Here is an 18227-nt window from a genome sequence, read left to right on the forward strand (position 1 = left end):
GCGCCAGTTTAAGAGGACGTTAAAGGGGACGGGGGGACGCCAGCGCAACAATCTCCCGTGGCGGTCTCCCTACTGTGTACCAGAAACCGTCCGTCTCTCCTTCACGCGAGCCCGCCATGCCTGTGGAATTCTTGCTCGTGCTGCTGTTCCTGCTGTTCCTGCTCGCAGGCGTCACCGTCGTCGGTCACGGGCTCTGGCTGATCGCGGCCGCCTTCGTTCGAGCCTGCACCGGTCACTATCCGACGCCGGAAAGGCAGCACGGCGACGAGCGGCAGTGTCAGTTTCAGGACTTTCTGGCGTTTCGCCGAGTCCTCGGCAGCTTCCGCGACCGTGGCTGGGTCAGTCCCGATGCGGCCCGCAAGCTGTTCCAGCTGTGTCGCCGCGGCGAAGAAGAACTCGCCGCCGCCGAGCGACCCCCGCTCGCCGAGAGCCGGGCCGCCAAGAGCCAGTCGCCCGGGGAGTGGCTGGTCACCGCGGCTCAAAACGCTCGCCGCAGCCCCAAACCGGTCGCCGAGCGAGAGTGGGTCCAGGCTCGGCTGATTCCCCAGTCTGCAGTACCCCAGTCTGCAGAGCCGACCGCGGCACCGGCCAAGGTCCACCCCGCAGCCCACAGCCGTTCTGCTCCCCCCAGCCATTCCGCTCTCCCCAGCCATTCTGCTCCCCCCAGCCATTCCGCTCTCCCGAACAATTCCGCTCTCCCCAGCACTCCAGTTCCCCCGAGCGTGGTGCTCGCCCCTCCGCGGCGAGCGGTGAGCGAAGTCCTGCAATCCTTTTTGGCGGCGCACAACATCCGCTGGGGCGAGCTGGTCGCAGGCATCCTGATCGTCGTCTGCTCGATTGGACTGGTTATCAGCCTCTGGAACACGATTACGGCGACGCACCGGCTGTTGCCCGCGGCGGTTTTTCTGCTGGCCGCTGCGGGGATCGAGGGAGCCGGTTTGTACACGCTCCGGCGATGGAAGCTGAGGCACACCAGCCGCGTCGTTTTGATCATCGGCACGATGCTGATCCCGCTGAGCATGATGGCGGGGATCTCGGTCGCCGGGAGTGGACCGGCGGCGGTTTCGCTCACCGCTCCCTCGACATGGATGGCGATCGCAACGGGCTGGCTCGTCTGTGGCGGTTTGATCTACTTTGGGGGTCGAGCGCTGGTTCGCCGACCGGCCGATCGTTGGTGGACGCTGGCCGTGGGTCTTCCCACGATCCTGCTCCCCTTGGTGCCGGCGGCGACGCGTTACTTTGGCGATTCGGCGGCGTGGGTGCTGTTGGCGGCGTCTTCCGCTGTCGCCGCGGCAATTCTGTTCGACGCCCACCGGCGGAAATCGATCGCCGGGGGGGCTCAGCCGCGGCGGTTGGGTCCCGGTGCGGTCCAGCGGCGGACGTTGTTGGCGGGGATTGGCGTCTACGCCTTAGCGGTGCTCACGGCGATGTTCGTGCTGCGGCTCGGCACCGCTCGCGAGATCGTTTTATCGCTGGGGCTGAGCTGGATTCCGACGTTCGCCGCCTTGGCCGCCGCGGCCGTTTCGATTCGTGCTGCGGCAACGACCGGCGCGCACCGGATCGTGGGAGTCGCAGTGGCCGCGGTGGCTGGGGTTGCCACTGCGGCGTTGTTCCCACCGACGCTCGCGAGCTTTGGCTGGAGTTCCCTCTACACCTTGTTGGTCGTCGTCTCGGCCGTTGTGGCTGGCTGGCGGATGCGAGCCGCAGCGGTGGTGGCCGCCGCCGCGGTGGCACTCGGCTTGTTCGCTCCGCTCGCTGCGGTCCACTGGATCGGCGGGATCGCGTGGGCCGAGGAGCTGCCTCTTTGGCGGCGCTATATCAGCGGCGAATCGATGCTCAGCCTGTTCGCGGTTGCCGCTCTGCTGCTGCCGCTCACCCGAAGCCGAGCGGTGGTCGAGCGGTTCGGCCGAGCAGGACAGCGGCTGCTCGGAGCCGTCGCGATCACGCTGGTCGCCGGAGCTCTTGGAATCGGACTGGTGATCGGGCTGGGTCCCTCAGCGTGGCTCGGCATCCTCCCGCGGTTCATAGTGGTCGGATTGCTCGCGTTGATGGCCCTCGCCCTGGCCGTCACCCAGGCTCCCCGTCGACAAACGGTCAACCTCGTCAGCTTCGCGGTCCTGGCCGCCTGGGCCGCGGCGTTGGTACCGATGGATGTCTGGCGCGGGCAGCCGATGGCCGTTTGGCTGTCGCCTTTGACCGTCGTGGTGCTCGGCAGTGCGGTCGCCATTGGGCTGCTCGGCGAAGTGTCCCGGACCCGCTGGCGGAAGTCTTTCTCTGGACGCATCGAGAAAGATTCCGCCTCCCCAAGAGGCTTTGGGGTTCGAGTTCTCGGGTGGTGGTGGGACGCGGCCGCGGAGTTGGCTTTGATCGGCGGCGTGTTGGCGGCGGTCTTGTTCGTCACCCACGATCGATCGCAGGGAGTGCTCGCGGCGGGGCTCGCCTCGGTGGTTTTGCTGGTCGCCGCGGTCCGTTCTCAAAAGCCGCATTGGCTCGCGGCAGGCCAGTGCGTCTCGTTTGTCGCTGCTGCCTTTGCCGCTGTTTGGTTTCGTCCGGCGTGGTTTCTGCCCCTTTCGGCATGGACGACGACCGACGCGCTGTTTGCTTCGGTCGCCGTCGCTGGTGGTGTTGCCGCGTCGTGGGCCGGATTGCGGAGGCTGGCGGCGATGGGACCAGGGTCGATCGCTCGAGTGTTGCAGCGGGATCGGCTGCTGGTCGACGCTCACTTGGCCCGGCTGGGAATCGCAGGCTGGACGCTCGGCACCGTCGTCGTGCTGCTTCGCCTGTTCGGCGGTCATGCACGATCTCTCCCGCCGCTCTTGCCGAGCGCCGCATGTCTGCTCACCGCGATGATTCTCACGGGGATCAGCGTAGGAGCATGGTGGTGGCATGCCACCGGAGCCCGTCGCCGCCCCGCCTTGGCCCCTTCCGAATGGTCGCTGTCGACCACGATCGTGGGCCTGACTGCAGCCCTGATGCTCACCGTGCTCGGTTGCGGGGCGGGAGCTGTGGGAGTTGCAGCGGTGGGCTGGTCGACCGTCGCCCTGGCCAGCTTGGGTGCGATCGGGATCTGGTGGCTGGGACGGCGAGCGACGGATGCGGCACGCGGCGAGCTTCTCCGCCAGCTTCGCGCGGTGAGCGGGATCGCGCTGCTGACCCTCAGCGGAGCGAGCGTCAGTTTGATCGTCGGGCTCGGCGAGGCGAGCTTCTTCTTCAGCAGTCCCGCGGCGATGCATCGCTGGACGATCGGCACGCTCGTCGCCTGGGGTTTTTGCGGCACGATCGTGCTGGCGATTCTCTCGCGATGGTTCCACAGTCCCGCGGCAGCCTACCTCGCCGGGCTCCTGACCCCCGCCACCGCCGCGCTCGCCTGGCGGCTGCTCGACCGATCGGCCGTGGGTCAGGAGTGGATGGCGATTGCGGTGGCAACGACGCTCGTTTCCGATCTGATCGTCCGACGACTCGATCGCGTGGGAGCAACCGCCCGGCTCGACGCCGCGGCTTGGCCAACACCGGTTTCGAACCCAGCCGATTCGCTGCGAGCTTCGGGCAAGTCGTCGGCGGTGTGGCAGATCGCCGTGGGAGGCATTGTGTCAACTTTGGTGGTGGCGGTGGTCGCAATTCTGTTGGCCTGGATTGGCGAAGCCCAGGCGCTGCGAACCGTCGTGCTATGGAGTGGAACGTATCTGCTCGCCGGGGGCCTCATTATGGGGCGGGCGGGCAGTTTCCGGATCGCGCGAGAGGACGCGGGTTTGGGGCTGGTGGTCCTCGGCAGCGGGTTGGCGGCCGCCCTCTGCGTGAGTCGCGGTTGGCTGCCGGCGGACCGAGGCTGGGTCGCGATCACGACGATCTGGGTGTTGTCGACCGCCGGGTTTGGAACGCTGGGGATCGTGCGGGCGCATTCGCTCTTGGTCAGTTGTTCGCTGGCACTCTCGGCAGCCGTCGCCGTGGCGGCAGCGGTTCACGTCGATTCGAATCGGGAGAGCGTCTGGTTGTGGCTGGCCGCAACGGTGATCGCCAGCGGATTGGCGCTCGCGGCTTACGTCCGCTTTCCTTGGCCGGTGGCGGCACAGTGGATCGCAGCCGCGGCGACCGCTTCAGGGCTGGGCTTATTGGTTTGGTGGGTCCCGGAAGCATACCTCCTCACCGCGGCAATGCTCGTGCTGGCGAGCCTCGCGATGCTCTGGCGAACGGTCCCCTGGCTTGCTGGGAGTGGGCTGGCTGGGAGTGCGCTGGCTGGGAGTGCGTTGGCTGGCAAGCATCAACCGACCGCTCCCGGGCTCTCGAACCGCTTGGTTTCCCCAGCCATTGCGAGCGGCTTTACCGCAGTCACTCTGATTGCCGCGAGCTTGCTGGTGACGCTCGTCTTTGCCCAGCTCTATGGCAACGGCGGAAGGCTCGGCGAGTGGCGGATGGCGATGAGTGTCCTCTCGCTCGCGATGCTGATCGTGACCACGCCGCTCAGCGTCGGCCGGCTCGGTGGGCTCTCAAGCGGGTTCGTCGCGACGCAGTTGCTGGTCGCGCTCGGGGTTGCCGGGATGTGGCAGGAGGGCATACCGGCCTCGCCGCTGGCCGTCGTCGTGATGGCTGGAATGTTGGTCTCGGGCGTTTGGGTTTGGGGCTGGCCGTTGCGGCGGCAGTTACGGAGTTTCCGCCACTCGTTCGATCCGCGGGCGACGCGTGAGCTGGTCGCGATGCTGCTCGCGGCGACGGGAATCGTGCTCGGCATCGCCGCCTTGGCAATTATCGGGGGCGTCGAAGCGAACTCGCGGTGGCTGATGATCGGTTCGCTGGCGGGTTACGGGTGGTTGCTCGCGATCGCCGCCGGTTGGTCGGATCCGCTCGGACCGTGGGAGAGTGAGGGGGCCGAGCGGAGTGGGGAGCCGGAGCGAAGTGGAGGAGCAGAGCAGGGCGGGTGGCTGCGGACCCTTTCGGTGCTGGTCTTTACCGCCGCGCTGTTGCTGACCGCGGCGGGGCTCGATCCGGGGACGCGGCCGTGGGGCTTGATCGTCGTGATGCGGATGTTGGTCGCCGGCGTCGTCTTGGTTCCCATCATGGTGTGGGGAGCGCCCCGGCTGCTGGTGCTCGACACCGTTCGCTGGGGAGGTGCATTGCGCATCGGTGCGTTGGTTGGTGGGATCGTCGCGGCCAGTTCGCTCGGATTGATGTTGGTTTTGGAGTGGCAGCTCCGCGGCAGTGTTTTGGCGGCGGCCGTTCCGCTGCCGCTGGTGATCGGGATCGCGATTCTGTTGGTCGGTTGGAGTGCGACGCTGGCGGTGATCGGGATTCGTCCGAGCTCGACGAGCGGGGTGTTGCCGGCGATCAGCGACACGGATCGACGTTGGCTGCTCCGCGCGGCGCAGGGGGTCGGAGCGATCGCTTGGCTGCACGTCTTCCTCTGCCGTCCCGATTTGGCACTGGTTGGGTTGCGACCGTACTGGCCCTACCTCGTGCTGGCACTGGCCTTCCTCAGTGCAGGGATTACGGAGTGGGGGCGGCGTCGCGGGGACGCGGTGGTCGGCGATACGATGCGGCAGACGACGCTGTTTCTGCCGCTGATTCCCGCGATCGGGTTTTGGCTCTCGGCGGGCCGAAGCGAATGGGTGTTTGTTGGCGGCGCGGTTTCGTACGCATGGCTACTGTTGCTGGCGGCCGCCTTGTATGGTGGGCTGGCGGTCGTGTGGCGCCGCGACCTGGTCCCGCGCGTCGCCAGTATCGTGCTGGCGAATCTCGCGCTGTGGGTCGTGCTGGCCCAGAGCCCGAGCTTCAGTTTTCTGGCGCATCCGCAGCTGTGGTTGATTCCTCCGGCGGTCTGCGTGCTGTTCGCCGCGCACCTGGAGCGTCAGCGGCTGGACCCCCGCACGCTTGCGGCGATCCGCTATGCGGCGACGCTGGTGATCTACGTCAGCAGCACCGCGGACGTTCTGCTCGGGGAGATCGGGCGGGAGCTGCATGGACCGATCATCCTGATCGTGCTGGCGTTGGCCGGGATGGCTGCCGGAGCGGTGCTGCGAACGCGGGCGTTCCTTTACTTGGGTACCTTGTTCGTGATCGTGGGGGTGCTCAGCATGGTGTGGCATGCCCAGCAGGCGATCGATCAAGTTTGGCCCTGGTGGGTGTTCGGAATCACCACCGGAGTTCTCCTGTTGGTCGGCTTGATGGCGATCGAGAAGAACAAGCCCAAGATTCGTCACTGGGCCGATGCGCTGGCGACCTGGGAGAGTTAATGTACGTTTTTGAAAATCCGGTCCTGCAACGCGAGCTGCTGGTCAATCTGCGGACGCAGCGGTCGTTCTGGCTGCTGGCCCTGTATCAACTGTTGCTGGCTGGTGTCGTGTTGGCCGCTTGGCCGAGCGACGAGCGGTTGGATTTGACTGAGAATCCGCCCAGCGCGCGGCGGCTGGTGAATCTGTTCTTTCTCGGCCAGTACGTGATCGCTTCGTTGATGGCTCCGAGCTTTGCGGCTAGCGCGATCAGCGGCGAGAAGGAGCGGAAGACGTACGAGATGCTGTTGGCCAGCCCACTGCGGCCCGCAGCGATCGTGCTGGGCAAGATGATCGCGTCGCTGACCCACCTGGGAATGCTGATCCTCGCCTCACTGCCGATCATCGTGCTCTGCCTGCCGCTTGGAGGCGTGAGCGTCTACGAAGTCTTGGCGGCGTATTTGGGGCTGATCGTTTCGGTGCTGGTTTTTGGAGCGATCAGCATCGCCGCGAGCAGCTACTTCAAGCGGACCAGTTCGTCGCTGGTCGTCAGCTATCTGATGATCCTGCCGCTGGTGATCCTCGGGGTGCTCGGGTGGTGGTCTCTCGAGGCGCAGGGAGAGTTGCGGCTGAAGCTCGCGCTGTCGGTCGTCCCAGCGTACGGTGTGGCGGCGGTCGTGATGCTCTGCGCCGCGGCGGCCGCCCGGATGCTCTATCCGCCGGATGTCGGCAGTGAAGGAGAGGAAGTCGTCGATCTCGAGGAGGAGGCGGACGAGGCGATCGGGCTGGTCATCCAGCGCGATCAGTTTCCCGACAAGCTGTTCGCTCCACCGAAGAAGCAGCAGCTGATGCGGGACGGAGCCAACCCGGTCTACGACAAGGAGATCCACAGCGAGATCTTTAGCCACGGGACGTTGATGCTGCGGCTGGTGATCCAGATCAGCATGCTGCTGGCGATTCCCTTGATGGCCGTCCTGCTATTCGCCCAGCCGCACTTGTGCGCATGGTACGTGGTCTACGTGATCGTCTTCAATCTGCTCGTCGGTCCGGTCTACTCGGCTGGGGCGATCACCGGCGAACGGGAGCGGCAGACGCTCGATTTGCTGCTGACGACGACGCTCACGCCGTGGCAAATCCTCTGGGGCAAGCTGATCGTGGGACTCCGCGTCTCCGTGGTGCTGACCAGTTTCCTGCTCTGGCCGCTGCTGCTCGGAGCGCTGATGGTCACGCAGTTTTGGAGCAACTGGGCGAGCGTGCTGGCGATGTTCGCGATCGTCCTGATGGCCTGCGTCAGCGGCTCGGTCGTGGCCCAGTTCTGCAGCACGATGTGCCGCCGCACGGTGGTCAGCTTGACCGTGACCTATTCGATTCTGCTCAGCCTGTACGCTCTGCCGACGGCGATCCTGCTGGTCCTGCAGATCGTCGGCTTCTCGGCTTCGACGCTCGCCGTGGCCGAGTGGCTGGGGGTGGCCAGCCCCTTTTCCGCCGCCTTCGCATTGCCGCTGGATGCCGACCTCTCGCCCGACGGCCTGCAGCCGGCCGCCGCCGGAAACGTGCCGCTGGTGATCGGGTACTTTGTGGCCAACCTCGCCCTGGTCGTCGCCGCCCTGGCAGCGATGCACCGCCGGCTCGCCAAGCGAACGCAGTTCGGGGAATAAGACCACCAGGGGCTCACGCCCCTGGCTATTCTATGCCGCCGCGACGCGGCTCAATGCCTACTCCACGATCTCGAGCGGGATGCTTCCTTGGCCGTACTTCTCGCCCTTCATGTCTTCCATCGTGAGGTCGAGCCGGTAGGTGCCGGGCGCGAGACGGCTCGGCAAATACAACTGGTAGGCGATGAAGTAGTCGCGACGGTAGTTGTTGCAGGTCTGGCGGTCTTCGGGCAGCACTTGGTCGGCCACTCGCCGGCCTGAGGAATCGTAGATCTGATACGTGCCGCGAAGATGGGTTTCAAAGCCGTCGCTCAGCCGCTCCGCCACAAAGTTCTCGAGCTCGCTGTAGAGGATGACCTGCTGGCCAGCGGTGAATCGGTCGGCCGGGAACGGTTTGATTCGTCCGTAGCTCTCAACCTCGGTGCAGAAGGACATCCCGCGGACATCGAGGCTGCCGGTCGCTGCGGCTAGATGATTCGTCGCCTGCCGCAGTTCCGGTAGCGCCGTCGCCCACCGCCGCCCGCGGACCGGATGGGCCTGCGGATCGACCAATTGCCAGAGAGCGAGCATTTGGTAGTTGAGGAATTCCTGCTCCGAAGCCTCCCAACCTTCGATCGGAGCGACCGCGGTATCGGGATCGCCGGCGAGCATCGTCAGCATCCGGAGGGTCACCAGGTCACCCATCTGCGATTCGCTCGGCGTCTCGGTCGCCAAGCGTTTTTGGTAGCGGGCGATCAGTTGTTCGTACAGTTGTTGTTCGCTGGCCGTGGCCAAACCGGCGGCGCTGGGTTTCTCGGGATCGGGCGCAGCTTCCTCTTCCGCCGCGGGACTCGTCGCCGAGGCCGTTTGGACTTGCCCTTGCTCTTCGGCCTCCCCTTCGCCGACCGCCTGTCGGATGGCGACCGACTCCTCGGCGGCTGGCTCCTTGGCGGCTGGCGGCTCTTCGGCAGCGGCTGGCTTTTCCGCGGCAGCCTCTTTGGCAACTTTGGTTTCCGCCGCCGGTTCAGCGTCGAGCGTGGGCAGCTTCTCCTCTTCCGCAGCTGCCTCCGCCACTGCAGCCGCTTCGACCGGAGCAGCCCCTTCGGCCGCCGCCTCGGCAGCGACCGGTTCGGCAGCAGGTTTGGCCGCGGTCTGTGGAGCTCCGGCTTGTGGAGCTCCGGCCTGTTGGGTACTGGCTTGGTGAGCGGCTAACCGCTGCTGCGCCAGCGCGCGGATTTCGGGGCTGGCGTCGCGGAATGCCTCCATCAGCGCTGCGTGCTCGGCTTCGCTGAGCTGGACCTCGCCGTTCGCTGGCGGTGCGGACTGCGGGGTGGGCGTTTGCTGGCCGACCAACACCAGATTGCCGTTAGCGTCCCGCTCTCCCACCGCCGGAGCCGCGGAGTCGGGGACCAGACGCGAGGCGGGAGGATCGATTTCACTCGAAAACGTCCGCGGCCCGGGGCTGATTTGCACGTGGCCGTCGACCGGCTGCGAACGACACCCGGCGGCAGCCAGGAGAACGCCGAGCCACGTCATGACGGACCAATGGGAATCGCTGCGGTGCATCCTTGCCTCGCGCCGGTAGACCGAAAATAGAGGTACAGACGCGAAAGCGTAGAAAAAAGCTCAAGTCCGGGGCAAGAGCGGTCGACTAGACTTCGTCGAGCGGTTCGGTGGCGTCTCCAAATCGCTCGGCCGGGAGCCCGACTTTGTCCAGCATCGAGAGATACAAGCGGCACATCTGGCGATTCGGCTTGCCGCTGTAGTCGACGATTCGTCCGCCTTGGATCCGGCCCCCCGCGCCGCCGAGCAGGACGACCGGGAGCTGCGTCGCGTCGTGGCTGCCGGTGAGCATGCTCGAGCAGAACAGGATCATCGAGTTCTCGAGCAACGTTCGCTCTCCCTCCTGAACCGCATCAAGTTTCCGGGCCAAGTACGCCACCTGCTCCACGAAAAACTGGTTCACCTTGAGCCAGTCGGGAGTGTCGGCATGGGACAGCAAGTGGTGGATCATGTAATCCACGCCGAGATTCGGGAACCGCAGCGAGCTGTGGTCGTTGTTCAGCTTGAGCGTTCCCACGCGGGTCGTATCGGTTTGGAAACCGAGAGCGAGGATGTCGCACATCAGCCGCATGTGTTCGCCGATATCTTGAGGAATCCCCTCCGCCGGCCGCGGGAGGTTGGGAGTGGCGAGGGTCGGTCGCCAGCCCTGCAGTTCGCCACGGTGGCCGGCCCGTTCGATCCGCTGTTCGACTTCGCGGACCGAGTCGAGGTACTCGTCCAGCTTGCGGCGGTCGGCGGCGCTGATCGTGGGCCGGAAATCGGCAGCATCCTCCAGAACCGCATCGAGCACACTACTGTCGCCCCGCTGGGCCTCGTCGCGGAACAATTGATCGAACGCTAGGGCAGGGTACAGCTCGAGCGGCGTGGGAGTGGTTGGGGAACTCCACGAGATGTGCGAGCTGTAGAGCATCGAATAGTTCTTGTGGACCGACGGGTTCGATTTCTCGCAGCCCAGGACTAGGCTCGGGACCTTCGTCGAGCGGCCGTGGCGCTGTGCGATCCACTGGTCGATGCTGGTCCCGGAGCGGATTTCGCCGCCCGAAGCGAGCGGTGCGCCGCTGAGCAGATTGCCGGTCTGCGAGCTGTGGATGTTGCCCTTGAGCGCTTCGGCGTTGTACAGCCCGCGAATGAACAGCATCCGCTCGCGGAACGCGTCGAGCGGCGCGAGGACTTGGCCCAGCTCGAGTTGTCGGCCCTGTTCCCGCGCCCACCACTGCTGGCTGTGAAAGCCATTCCCGGAGAACAGCACGGCCAGCCGCACGGGAGCTTCGCTGGCTGGCTCGGCTCCCCGCGCGGGGTCTCCCCAAACCGACTGCGATTCGAGCCACGGCAGCGCCATGCTGACTCCCACGCCTCGCAGAAACGTGCGACGAGTCCAGCTGTGCGTGTTCATCATTTGGCTCCAGGGAAGGGGGCGGCTGTGGGGAAGGGGACACCGCGGATCTGTTGGAACTGGCGGCTGTGCAGGATCGCGCCGACGGCGGCGGAGACGCGGTAGTCGTTGGCGGCTAACTGCTGCTGCATCTCGGCGAGCAGGGGTTGGTCCGAAAGCTGGACGCTGCGGCCAAGTGCGTAGCCGAGCAGCTTGCGACAGAACTGCTCGAGCACCGCGTCGCGGCGCTCGTCCAGCAGATACGCGCGGAGACCGCTCAGCCCTTCGACCTCACTTCCATCGGGGAGCTGAGCCCGCGTGTCGAGCGTGCGCCCGCCGCTGTCGCGTTCGCGGAAGCGGCCGATCGCGTCGAACCGCTCGAGTGCAAAGCCGAAGGGATCGACGCGGCGATGACAGCCCGCACAGTCCTCATGGCTGGTGTGCAGTTCGGTGATTTGGCGAACCGTCAGGTTTTCCGTCGCAGCCCCGGAGTCGGGAAACGGCGGAACGCCCGGCGGTGGATCGGGCAGCTTCTCGCCGAGCAGCGACTCGCTGACCCAAATGCCTCGCAGGATCGGGCTACTCCGCGATGCGCCGGAGTGTTTAGCCAAGGTCGCTCCGAGTCCCAGAATCCCGCCGCGACCATGCTCCCGCAGCCCCTCGACGCGCCGCCACTGGTCGGTCGAGTTGGCGGCGTCCCAAGAAAGTCCGTAGAACCGAGCCAGTCGCTCGTTGACGAAGGTGTGGTCGGCGTCGAACAGACTCAGCACCGAGCGGTCGTGCTGGAACAGATCCGTGAAGAACAGGATCGCCTCTTCATACAGATCGCCACGCAGTTCCTCGAACTCGGGAAACTGCGTGCGGCTCTTTTCGTCGAGCCCGTCGAACTCGTAGATCTGCAGCCACTGGCAAGCGAACTCGGTCGCCAGCCGTCGGACCCGCGGCGAACCGAGCATTCGCTGCGACTGGTCCGCGAGCACCTCCGGTTCGCGCAAGGTCCCTGCAGCGGCCGCCGCGAACAATTCCTCATCGGGCTGCGATGCCCACAGGAAGTAGCTCAACCGGCTGGCCAGCTCCCAGTCCGAGACCGGAGCCGGCTCGTCTCCCCGAGGCGGTTGCTCGAGCCGATACAGAAAGGCTGGCGAGACAAAGAGTCGAGCGAGCGTGAACCGGAACGCCTCGTCGTGCAACAGCCCTTCCTCGCGAAGCTGGCGATAGAGCGCCCGTAGCCGTTCCTGCTCCGCATCGGCCAGCGGTCGGCGGTAGACGCGGGCGGCGAAATCGACGACGGCTTCGAGCTGGCGAGGCTCGGCGTCGAGCAACGACTGGCGAAAGCGGGCCGCCCGCTGCTCGATCGGCTCGCGCAGCGGTTCAAAGACCGATGGATCACCGTCTTGTGACGCGTACTCGAGCAGTTGTTCAAACGCGTCGACCAGCGTGATCGCGTCGCGGCTGATGAAATGCAGCTCCTCCCACAACCGATCGAGCTCCCGCGATTCGGCTTCGCTGAGCATCAATCGCCGGAGCGGCTCGTCCTCGCGGTGGAACAAGGTCAACGTGACCACTTCGTCGACCGGCACGATCTCCAGGTAACAGAGTGCCGCCGGGAACAGGTTGCGAAAGTCTTCGATTGCCGCTTCGAATCGCCGGTGGGCACTGCTGCCGGCACGGGTCACGACCGGTGTTTCAGGTGAGAGGCGGAGCGAGTCGCCAAGCCCGAAGTCGCCAAGATCGGGTGACGGAGCAAGCAGCACTTTGAACTGCACGCTTCCCTCGCCGCCGGTGGTCTCGTCGAGCGTTCCGCTGGTGACCAGTTCCGCTCCGGCAGCCAGCTCGGCGGGGATCCGGACCTGGAGCACTGCCGGCGCCGCGACGCAGAGGCTCGCCGAGTCGATCGCTGAACCATCGGGGTGCCGACCAAAGCGGCCTGGCTCGGGTTGGCCCGACCGTGGCTGGACTGCACCGGGGATGTCGCGGAGCAGCCGTTCGGGGCGGTCGGGGTGGACCAGCCGGGGCCGCTCCCAGAGGGCAAAGTCCTCCTGCGGACCGTCGCCCGCGTCTCCGGCGACCAGGTAGAACACGACGACGTCCTGGCCGTTCTCACTCCGCGGGGCGGGCAGCTTCAGCCGCACTTCCTGGCGGGAGACCAGCGGCGTGAGCGGTTCTTGCCAAGCGGTTGGACCACCGACTTTGCCGATGTGGCCGACGCTGGAAAAGCGGAACAGTCCCTCCTGAAGTTCTCGGATCTGTGCTGCCAGGGCTGCGGCATCCTCCACCTCCGCCTCCCGCCACTGGGCGCGGACCGCGTCGAGCAACAACGACGGCTCGGTCGCACTGAGGGCCGTCCAAAGGATGCCGAGGTACTTGGCGTTCAGACCGTGCTCGCCGGCGACGTCGGCTACGACTTTCTCGCCCGAGCGGAGGGCGTCGCGCTCGGCCAGCGTCGCCGCGAGATACGGCTCGAGCGGCAGCCTTCCGCCGGTGTTCGTTTCGAACTGAATCCCCTGCAGATTGACGTGTGTGCCCCCTGCCGCTTGAGCCGATGTCGAGTCGCCAGTGGGGCCGCGAGGCTCGGTGTATCGGCGATAGAAGTCACGGATTCGAGCGAGCGACTCGTTCGTCCAATCGCGGCGAGTCTGGGAAGCGGAAAAGCGAAAGCCGTCGGGGAGCGGCACTGCGTGAGCCGCGATGTCTTTTCCCGCCTCGAGATATTTGGTGAGCAGCGCCGGCGACATGACCAGCGAGTTGCCGGTGTTGGTAAACCCTTCACCCGCCGCTCCATCGACCGGGAACTCCGCCGCCGGTTCAAGCGGGACTCCCGTCAGATCGCGAATCGTGTAGGTGTACTGAGCATTGTTCAGCCGCCGCAGGACGACCGGTCCCGGATCGCCGGCCCGGGCCAGGGCTTCGGCGTCGAGGAAGCGGTGGGCCCACTCGAGCAACTCGCCACGCTGTTCGGCTGTCGGCTGAGGGTGTGCGTCCTCCGGAGGCATCTGGTCCTGCTCGAGCATCTCAACCACTTGTTGCCAAACCTCTGCCGCTCGGCGGACATCGGCGAGGGTCGTAAAGCGCTCGAGATCCAACTCCCCTTCGCGAGCGGCAGTCGAGTGGCAGTCGAGACAGAACTGGCCAACGAGAGGCTGAATCGCCGCCGCGTATTCCTCAGCCAGTGCGGAATCGTCCGCCAACCGGCCCTCGTCCGCTCGCAGCCCCTCGTCCGCGCGAAGCGTCGTCGCTGCGGTGCAGCCGAGCAGCAGGATTGCGGCGGCGGCCCAGCAGCGGCGGAGCGAGCAGGGAGAAGCGAAGAACCAGACCGCTGCTGGCACGAGGCGAGCGTGCATCGCAGACGTCTCCCGGAGGGCGGAGGGAAGATGCGGAAAGCGAAGGGGCAGGAACGCTTCCCTGCCAGATTACCCCCCTCGCCACCCGTACGTCACGCCTTTCCAGCCTGACGTACACGTCCGTTCAGAAATTTTGGGGTCCGCAATCGCGGCGGCGAGGTTACATTGGATGGGGGGTATTCATCCCCAGCAAGCGAGTCACCGAGGGGTTGTTGGAGACGGGTGGGGCGTTTGGCCACTCGATTTTTGTCGCTGGAGAATGTGGATGTTTGCGAGCGTGGGTAGGAGGCTGTGGGTCGGTGCCGTGCTGGGGCTCTTGGGAGCTTTGGCAACTTCCCCGGCCAGAGCCGATTTTGTCCTCTATCACCTCCCCGGGACCAGCTTGGCGTTGGTGCTGCGCGGTGAGGCCTCGGTGAATCCGGGACGCACGATCACTTGCCGCCACCCGCTCGGCAACCTGCACTTCGACCATACCGATGTGCAGATCATCCAGTCCCCTTCGCCGGCCGAACAGTATCAGCGGGTCAAGGGCGAGAAGAACCGGGTGGGGACGGTCGACGCGATGCTCGAACTGGCCGCGTGGTGCGTCGATAACGGCGAACTCCGCTGGGCCCGCGAGGCGCTGAGCGAAGGCTACAAACTCGCTCCGGAGGATCCTCGCATCCAAAAGATGGTGTTGCTCAACCGCTACCTCACGTCCGCGGTGCCGGAGGATCCGGAGGCCGAGAGCGAGATGCGGGAATTCCTCAAAGGGAAGGAGATGAAGGTCGCTCGCAGCCGCCACTTTCTGCTGATGCACGACACCGACGACCGCCCCGATCCTCGCACGCGACGGACTCCGGCCGAACAACGGCTCGAGTTGCTCGAACAGGTCTACGACAGCTTCTACATGAACTTTGCGCTCCGCGGCAAATACCTGCGGATCCCCAAGGAGCCACTTCGCGTGGTGCTGTTCAACGACCACGCCGATTACTTGACCTTCGTCACCCGGCTCGACCCGGACCTGAAGAAGGCAGCCGGTTTCTACGATCCGGAACACAACGTGGCCATCTTCTACCGCCAACAGACCGACGAAGGGCTGGAGGGTCACAATCAGTTGGCTGATATCATGCGAGACCTGCAGGAGAGTGCCAAGCGAGCGAGGAGCAGCAGTTCGGCGGCACTGATTCGCTTCGCCAAGACGCTCGAGTTGTTGCTCAGGATCACCGGCGAGAATCTGGATATCGAAGTCGTCTCGCATGAGGCGACGCACCAACTGGCCGCCAACAGCGGGCTGCTGCCACGCGACAAATTTATCGCTCGCTGGGCCCACGAAGGGCTCGCCGCCTACTACGAATCGCCCAGCGAAGCGACTTGGGCGGGGATCGGAGCGGTCAACGAACAGCGGCTCGAGTACTACCGCGCGCTGGCCCCCGACCGCGAGCATTCAAACCTCGAATTCATCGTCACCGACCGGATCTTTCTCCAAGCGGCGAACAACGAAGGTACGCTCCACGCGTACGGCCAAGCCTGGGCCCTGACCCACTTTCTGATGGACCGGCACTTCGAGCAGCTGATGAGTTTCTACGCTCGGATGAGCGAGGAAGGGGAGAGCGAGATGCTCGTCAGCGAATGGCAAGAGCGGGTGCTGGAAATCTTCCGCGACGAGTTCGGCGACCTCGAGCTGCTCGAAGACGATTGGCGGCGCTACATGCGGTCGCTGAAGACCGACATGCAAGTGCTGATGCAGTAGTACGCTTAGCGGACGCGGCAGCGGAAGCGAATGATAGCCGCTTCGCCGACTTTGAATTCGTCGGTGAAGCTCCAGGTCAGCCGCAGCGAGCCACCGTCGTTCGCTTCGGTTTCGAAGATCGCCCCTTTGCTGCACGTCTGGCTGCCTTCGATATATTCCAGTCGCGTGGTCAGGTTGTCGGTCAGCACGACGTTGTTGAGTTTGCCTTCGCCCGTGTTGTCGACTCGCAGCACGAAGGTCACGACGTCGCCGACCTGGGCGCTGTTGCGGTCGGCCAACTTGCAGACCCGCAACCGTCCGCCGGGCAAGTCGTAGACGGTCAATCCCTCGACCGCCACGTCGCCCGCGACGACCGCCGCCTGCACGTCGTCGACCACCACTCCCACCGCTTCGTCGAGCGACCAGCTGATCGCCGCGGCCGCACCCTTGGCCAGCCACGGTTTGTCGGCATCCCGCAGCACGCCGTCGGAGATGATCGAGAGATCGACCAGCGCCGCCAGCACGTCCTCGGCCAACAGCGGCGTGTCGACGTTCTCGACCGGCACACCCCGATCGCGGCCGCGGAACGCGTCGGGGCCGCGGGCCATATCGCGGCCAAGCGGTTGAAGCGGAGCCATCACGGCGCTGCTCGGCTGGTTGCGATCGATCCCCACCGGTCCGCGAGGCAGATCGTAGCCCACCGCCGCGACCGCTTTCTCATCGGTCACCGCGCCGGTCACTTTGCGGACCGAAGCGAAGCGGGGAGCGTAGATGCAGACGCGATTGCTCGGCTCCAAATGCAATCCGCCGTCGACCGTCTCGTACTTGACGACCGTGTCCTCGAGCCCGATGCCGATCATCTGGTCGTTCAAGTTGACCGCTGCGGCCGGAGCCCGGTCGCCCCCGTCGCAGAGGAACTCTTGGGGGTCGATCCCGAACGAAGCCAGCGGCGGCATTGTCGGATAGACCGGACCCCTCGTCCCGCAACAACCCGCCGTGCAGGCTGCAGCAGCGTGACTCGGCGCAGCTGCTGCCGCAGGCCCGTAGTTGCCTGCGTGAGGTTGGTAGGCTGCGTGAGGCTGGTAGGCCGCGTGGGGCGCTGCGTGGGGCTGCATTCCAGGGTGGGTGTAGCCGACCTGAGCCACCGCCGGAGCGCTGGCCGCCGGTTGAGCCGGGGCCGCCGGTTGAGCCGAGGCCGCCGGTTGAGCCGGGGCCGTCATGGCAGAGGCGGCTCCCGTGCTAGCCACTGCTCCCGTGCTAGCCACTGCTCCGGTGCTTGCCACTGCTCCGGTGCTTGCGGGACTGGCCAGTTGCCCCGGCAGAGCGCAGCCACTGGCCAACAGCGATGCCGAGGCGAGCGTCGCGGCCAAGGCGAATCGGGCAGAATGGGCGGGTCGGTTCATGGCAGTGGCCGGTTGGGAAGTGAAGCCTTGGCGGGGCGGGGCAGGGCGAGCTCGCTCAGGGAGCTGCCGGCGCGGCGATCGTCGCGGGGATTGGCGCGGGGACCGGCGCGATCGGCAACCACGGAGGGCAGCCGAGCAAGAATTGGTTCAGCAGCGCTGCGTCGCGAGGCGGTGCGAGCGAGCCGATCCGCAGCACGGCGACCGGACGCCCGAGGCGGTCGGCTTCGAGCAGCGGGTCGTGGTCGGCGCGGACATCGAACGTCCGCTGGCTTTCCGGTTCGTCGGCCACCGGCAGCGCGGTTTGTGGGTCTTCGAGATAGATCACTCGAGTGACCAAGCGGCCTTCGAGGGCCTGTGCCAAATCGTCGGCGTCGAGGTGCACGGGGATCGGGAACCGCGTCTCCTGCCCGGGCGGCGGATGCAGGCGGTCGATGATCTCGATCGTGGGAAACAGCTCGACTCCCGGCTGGTTGGGGATCCGAGTGACCTGGAAGCGATACACCGACCCGACCAGCAGAGCCGCCTGGAGCGGGGCTTCGACCGGCGGGGCAAAACCGCCAGCAGCGGCCAGTGCCAGCTGCGAGCCTGCGGGGCCGTAGATCGCGACCGGTTGGTAGTAGCCCTGGAGCGGGAAGCCGCGTTGCCCGCCGCTGGCGAGCCGCGCCGCCCCGAGCGCCCCTGGCGGCAACGAGGCGCTGAGCAAGGGATGGCCGGGGTTGTTCGGCAGCGCGGTGCCGGCGTACCCACCCTGCGGATACTGGCCGCGGGCCGAAGACGCTCCGACCGTCAGCGAGGTGGCGGCCAACAGGACGGCTGCGACGCAGAGCCGAACGCCCCCCAGGCTCGTGAGCTGGGGTTTCGACAGCTGCTGCGGCGAACTCAGCGGATCGAGGCTTCGGTGCATCGCAGTGTCTGGAGAGGTTTGTAAGGAAAGCGATCGGTGAGAATCGCTGGGCACATCTGCAGCGACGCGGCCGGGTCGCTTGTTTCGCTCCGGCCGCGT

The 18227-nt window shown here is 66.0% G+C and carries 8 protein-coding genes; 3 read left to right on the plus strand and 5 right to left on the minus strand.

Going from position 1 to position 18227, the window contains the following annotated elements; all coding sequences use genetic code 11:
- Window positions 1-116 precede the first annotated feature (116 nt).
- Window positions 117-6224, plus strand: a complete 6108-nt coding sequence (locus GNK13_RS13325) for a hypothetical protein (RefSeq protein WP_164103028.1) — start codon at window positions 117-119, stop codon at window positions 6222-6224.
- Window positions 6224-7858: an ABC transporter permease gene (locus GNK13_RS13330; RefSeq protein WP_164103029.1), complete on the plus strand. Its 1635-nt coding sequence runs from the start codon at window positions 6224-6226 to the stop codon at window positions 7856-7858. The genes GNK13_RS13325 and GNK13_RS13330 overlap by 1 nt, the downstream gene beginning before the upstream one ends.
- Window positions 7859-7915: 57 nt before the next feature.
- Here GNK13_RS13330 and GNK13_RS13335 read toward each other — a convergent pair whose 3' ends face one another.
- The 3 genes from GNK13_RS13335 to GNK13_RS13345 form a co-directional block, all read right to left on the minus strand.
- Complete coding sequence (locus GNK13_RS13335) at window positions 7916-9370, minus strand: hypothetical protein (protein WP_164103030.1); 1455 nt, start codon at window positions 9368-9370, stop codon at window positions 7916-7918.
- Window positions 9371-9485: 115 nt separating this feature from the next.
- Window positions 9486-10790 carry a DUF1552 domain-containing protein gene (locus tag GNK13_RS13340; RefSeq protein ID WP_164103031.1) on the minus strand — a complete coding sequence of 435 codons (1305 nt, stop codon included), beginning with the start codon at window positions 10788-10790 and terminating at the stop codon, window positions 9486-9488.
- The gene (locus tag GNK13_RS13345) at window positions 10790-14110 is read right to left on the minus strand and encodes a DUF1592 domain-containing protein (RefSeq protein WP_164103032.1); all 3321 of its coding nucleotides are present in this window, start codon (window positions 14108-14110) and stop codon (window positions 10790-10792) included. Before GNK13_RS13345 ends, GNK13_RS13340 begins: the two co-directional genes overlap by 1 nt.
- A gap of 265 nt (window positions 14111-14375) precedes the next feature.
- Between GNK13_RS13345 and GNK13_RS13350 the strand changes: the two genes are divergently transcribed.
- Window positions 14376-15842 carry a DUF1570 domain-containing protein gene (locus GNK13_RS13350; protein ID WP_164103034.1) on the plus strand — a complete coding sequence of 489 codons (1467 nt, stop codon included), beginning with the start codon at window positions 14376-14378 and terminating at the stop codon, window positions 15840-15842.
- Between the two features lie 5 nt (window positions 15843-15847).
- Here the strand turns inward: GNK13_RS13350 and GNK13_RS13355 are convergent, their stop codons facing one another.
- Together GNK13_RS13355 and GNK13_RS13360 are read right to left on the minus strand one after the other, a co-directional pair.
- On the minus strand, window positions 15848-17224 hold the full coding sequence (locus GNK13_RS13355; RefSeq protein ID WP_164103035.1) for a DUF11 domain-containing protein: 1377 nt from the start codon (window positions 17222-17224) through the stop codon (window positions 15848-15850).
- Between the two features lie 55 nt (window positions 17225-17279).
- Entirely contained in the window at window positions 17280-18128 is an 849-nt protein-coding gene (locus GNK13_RS13360) for a hypothetical protein (RefSeq protein WP_164103036.1), read from the minus strand.
- Between the last annotated feature and the right edge of the window lie 99 nt (window positions 18129-18227).

This window comes from Candidatus Laterigemmans baculatus (assembly GCF_010367455.1).
GTDB lineage: Bacteria > Planctomycetota > Planctomycetia > Pirellulales > Pirellulaceae > Laterigemmans > Laterigemmans baculatus.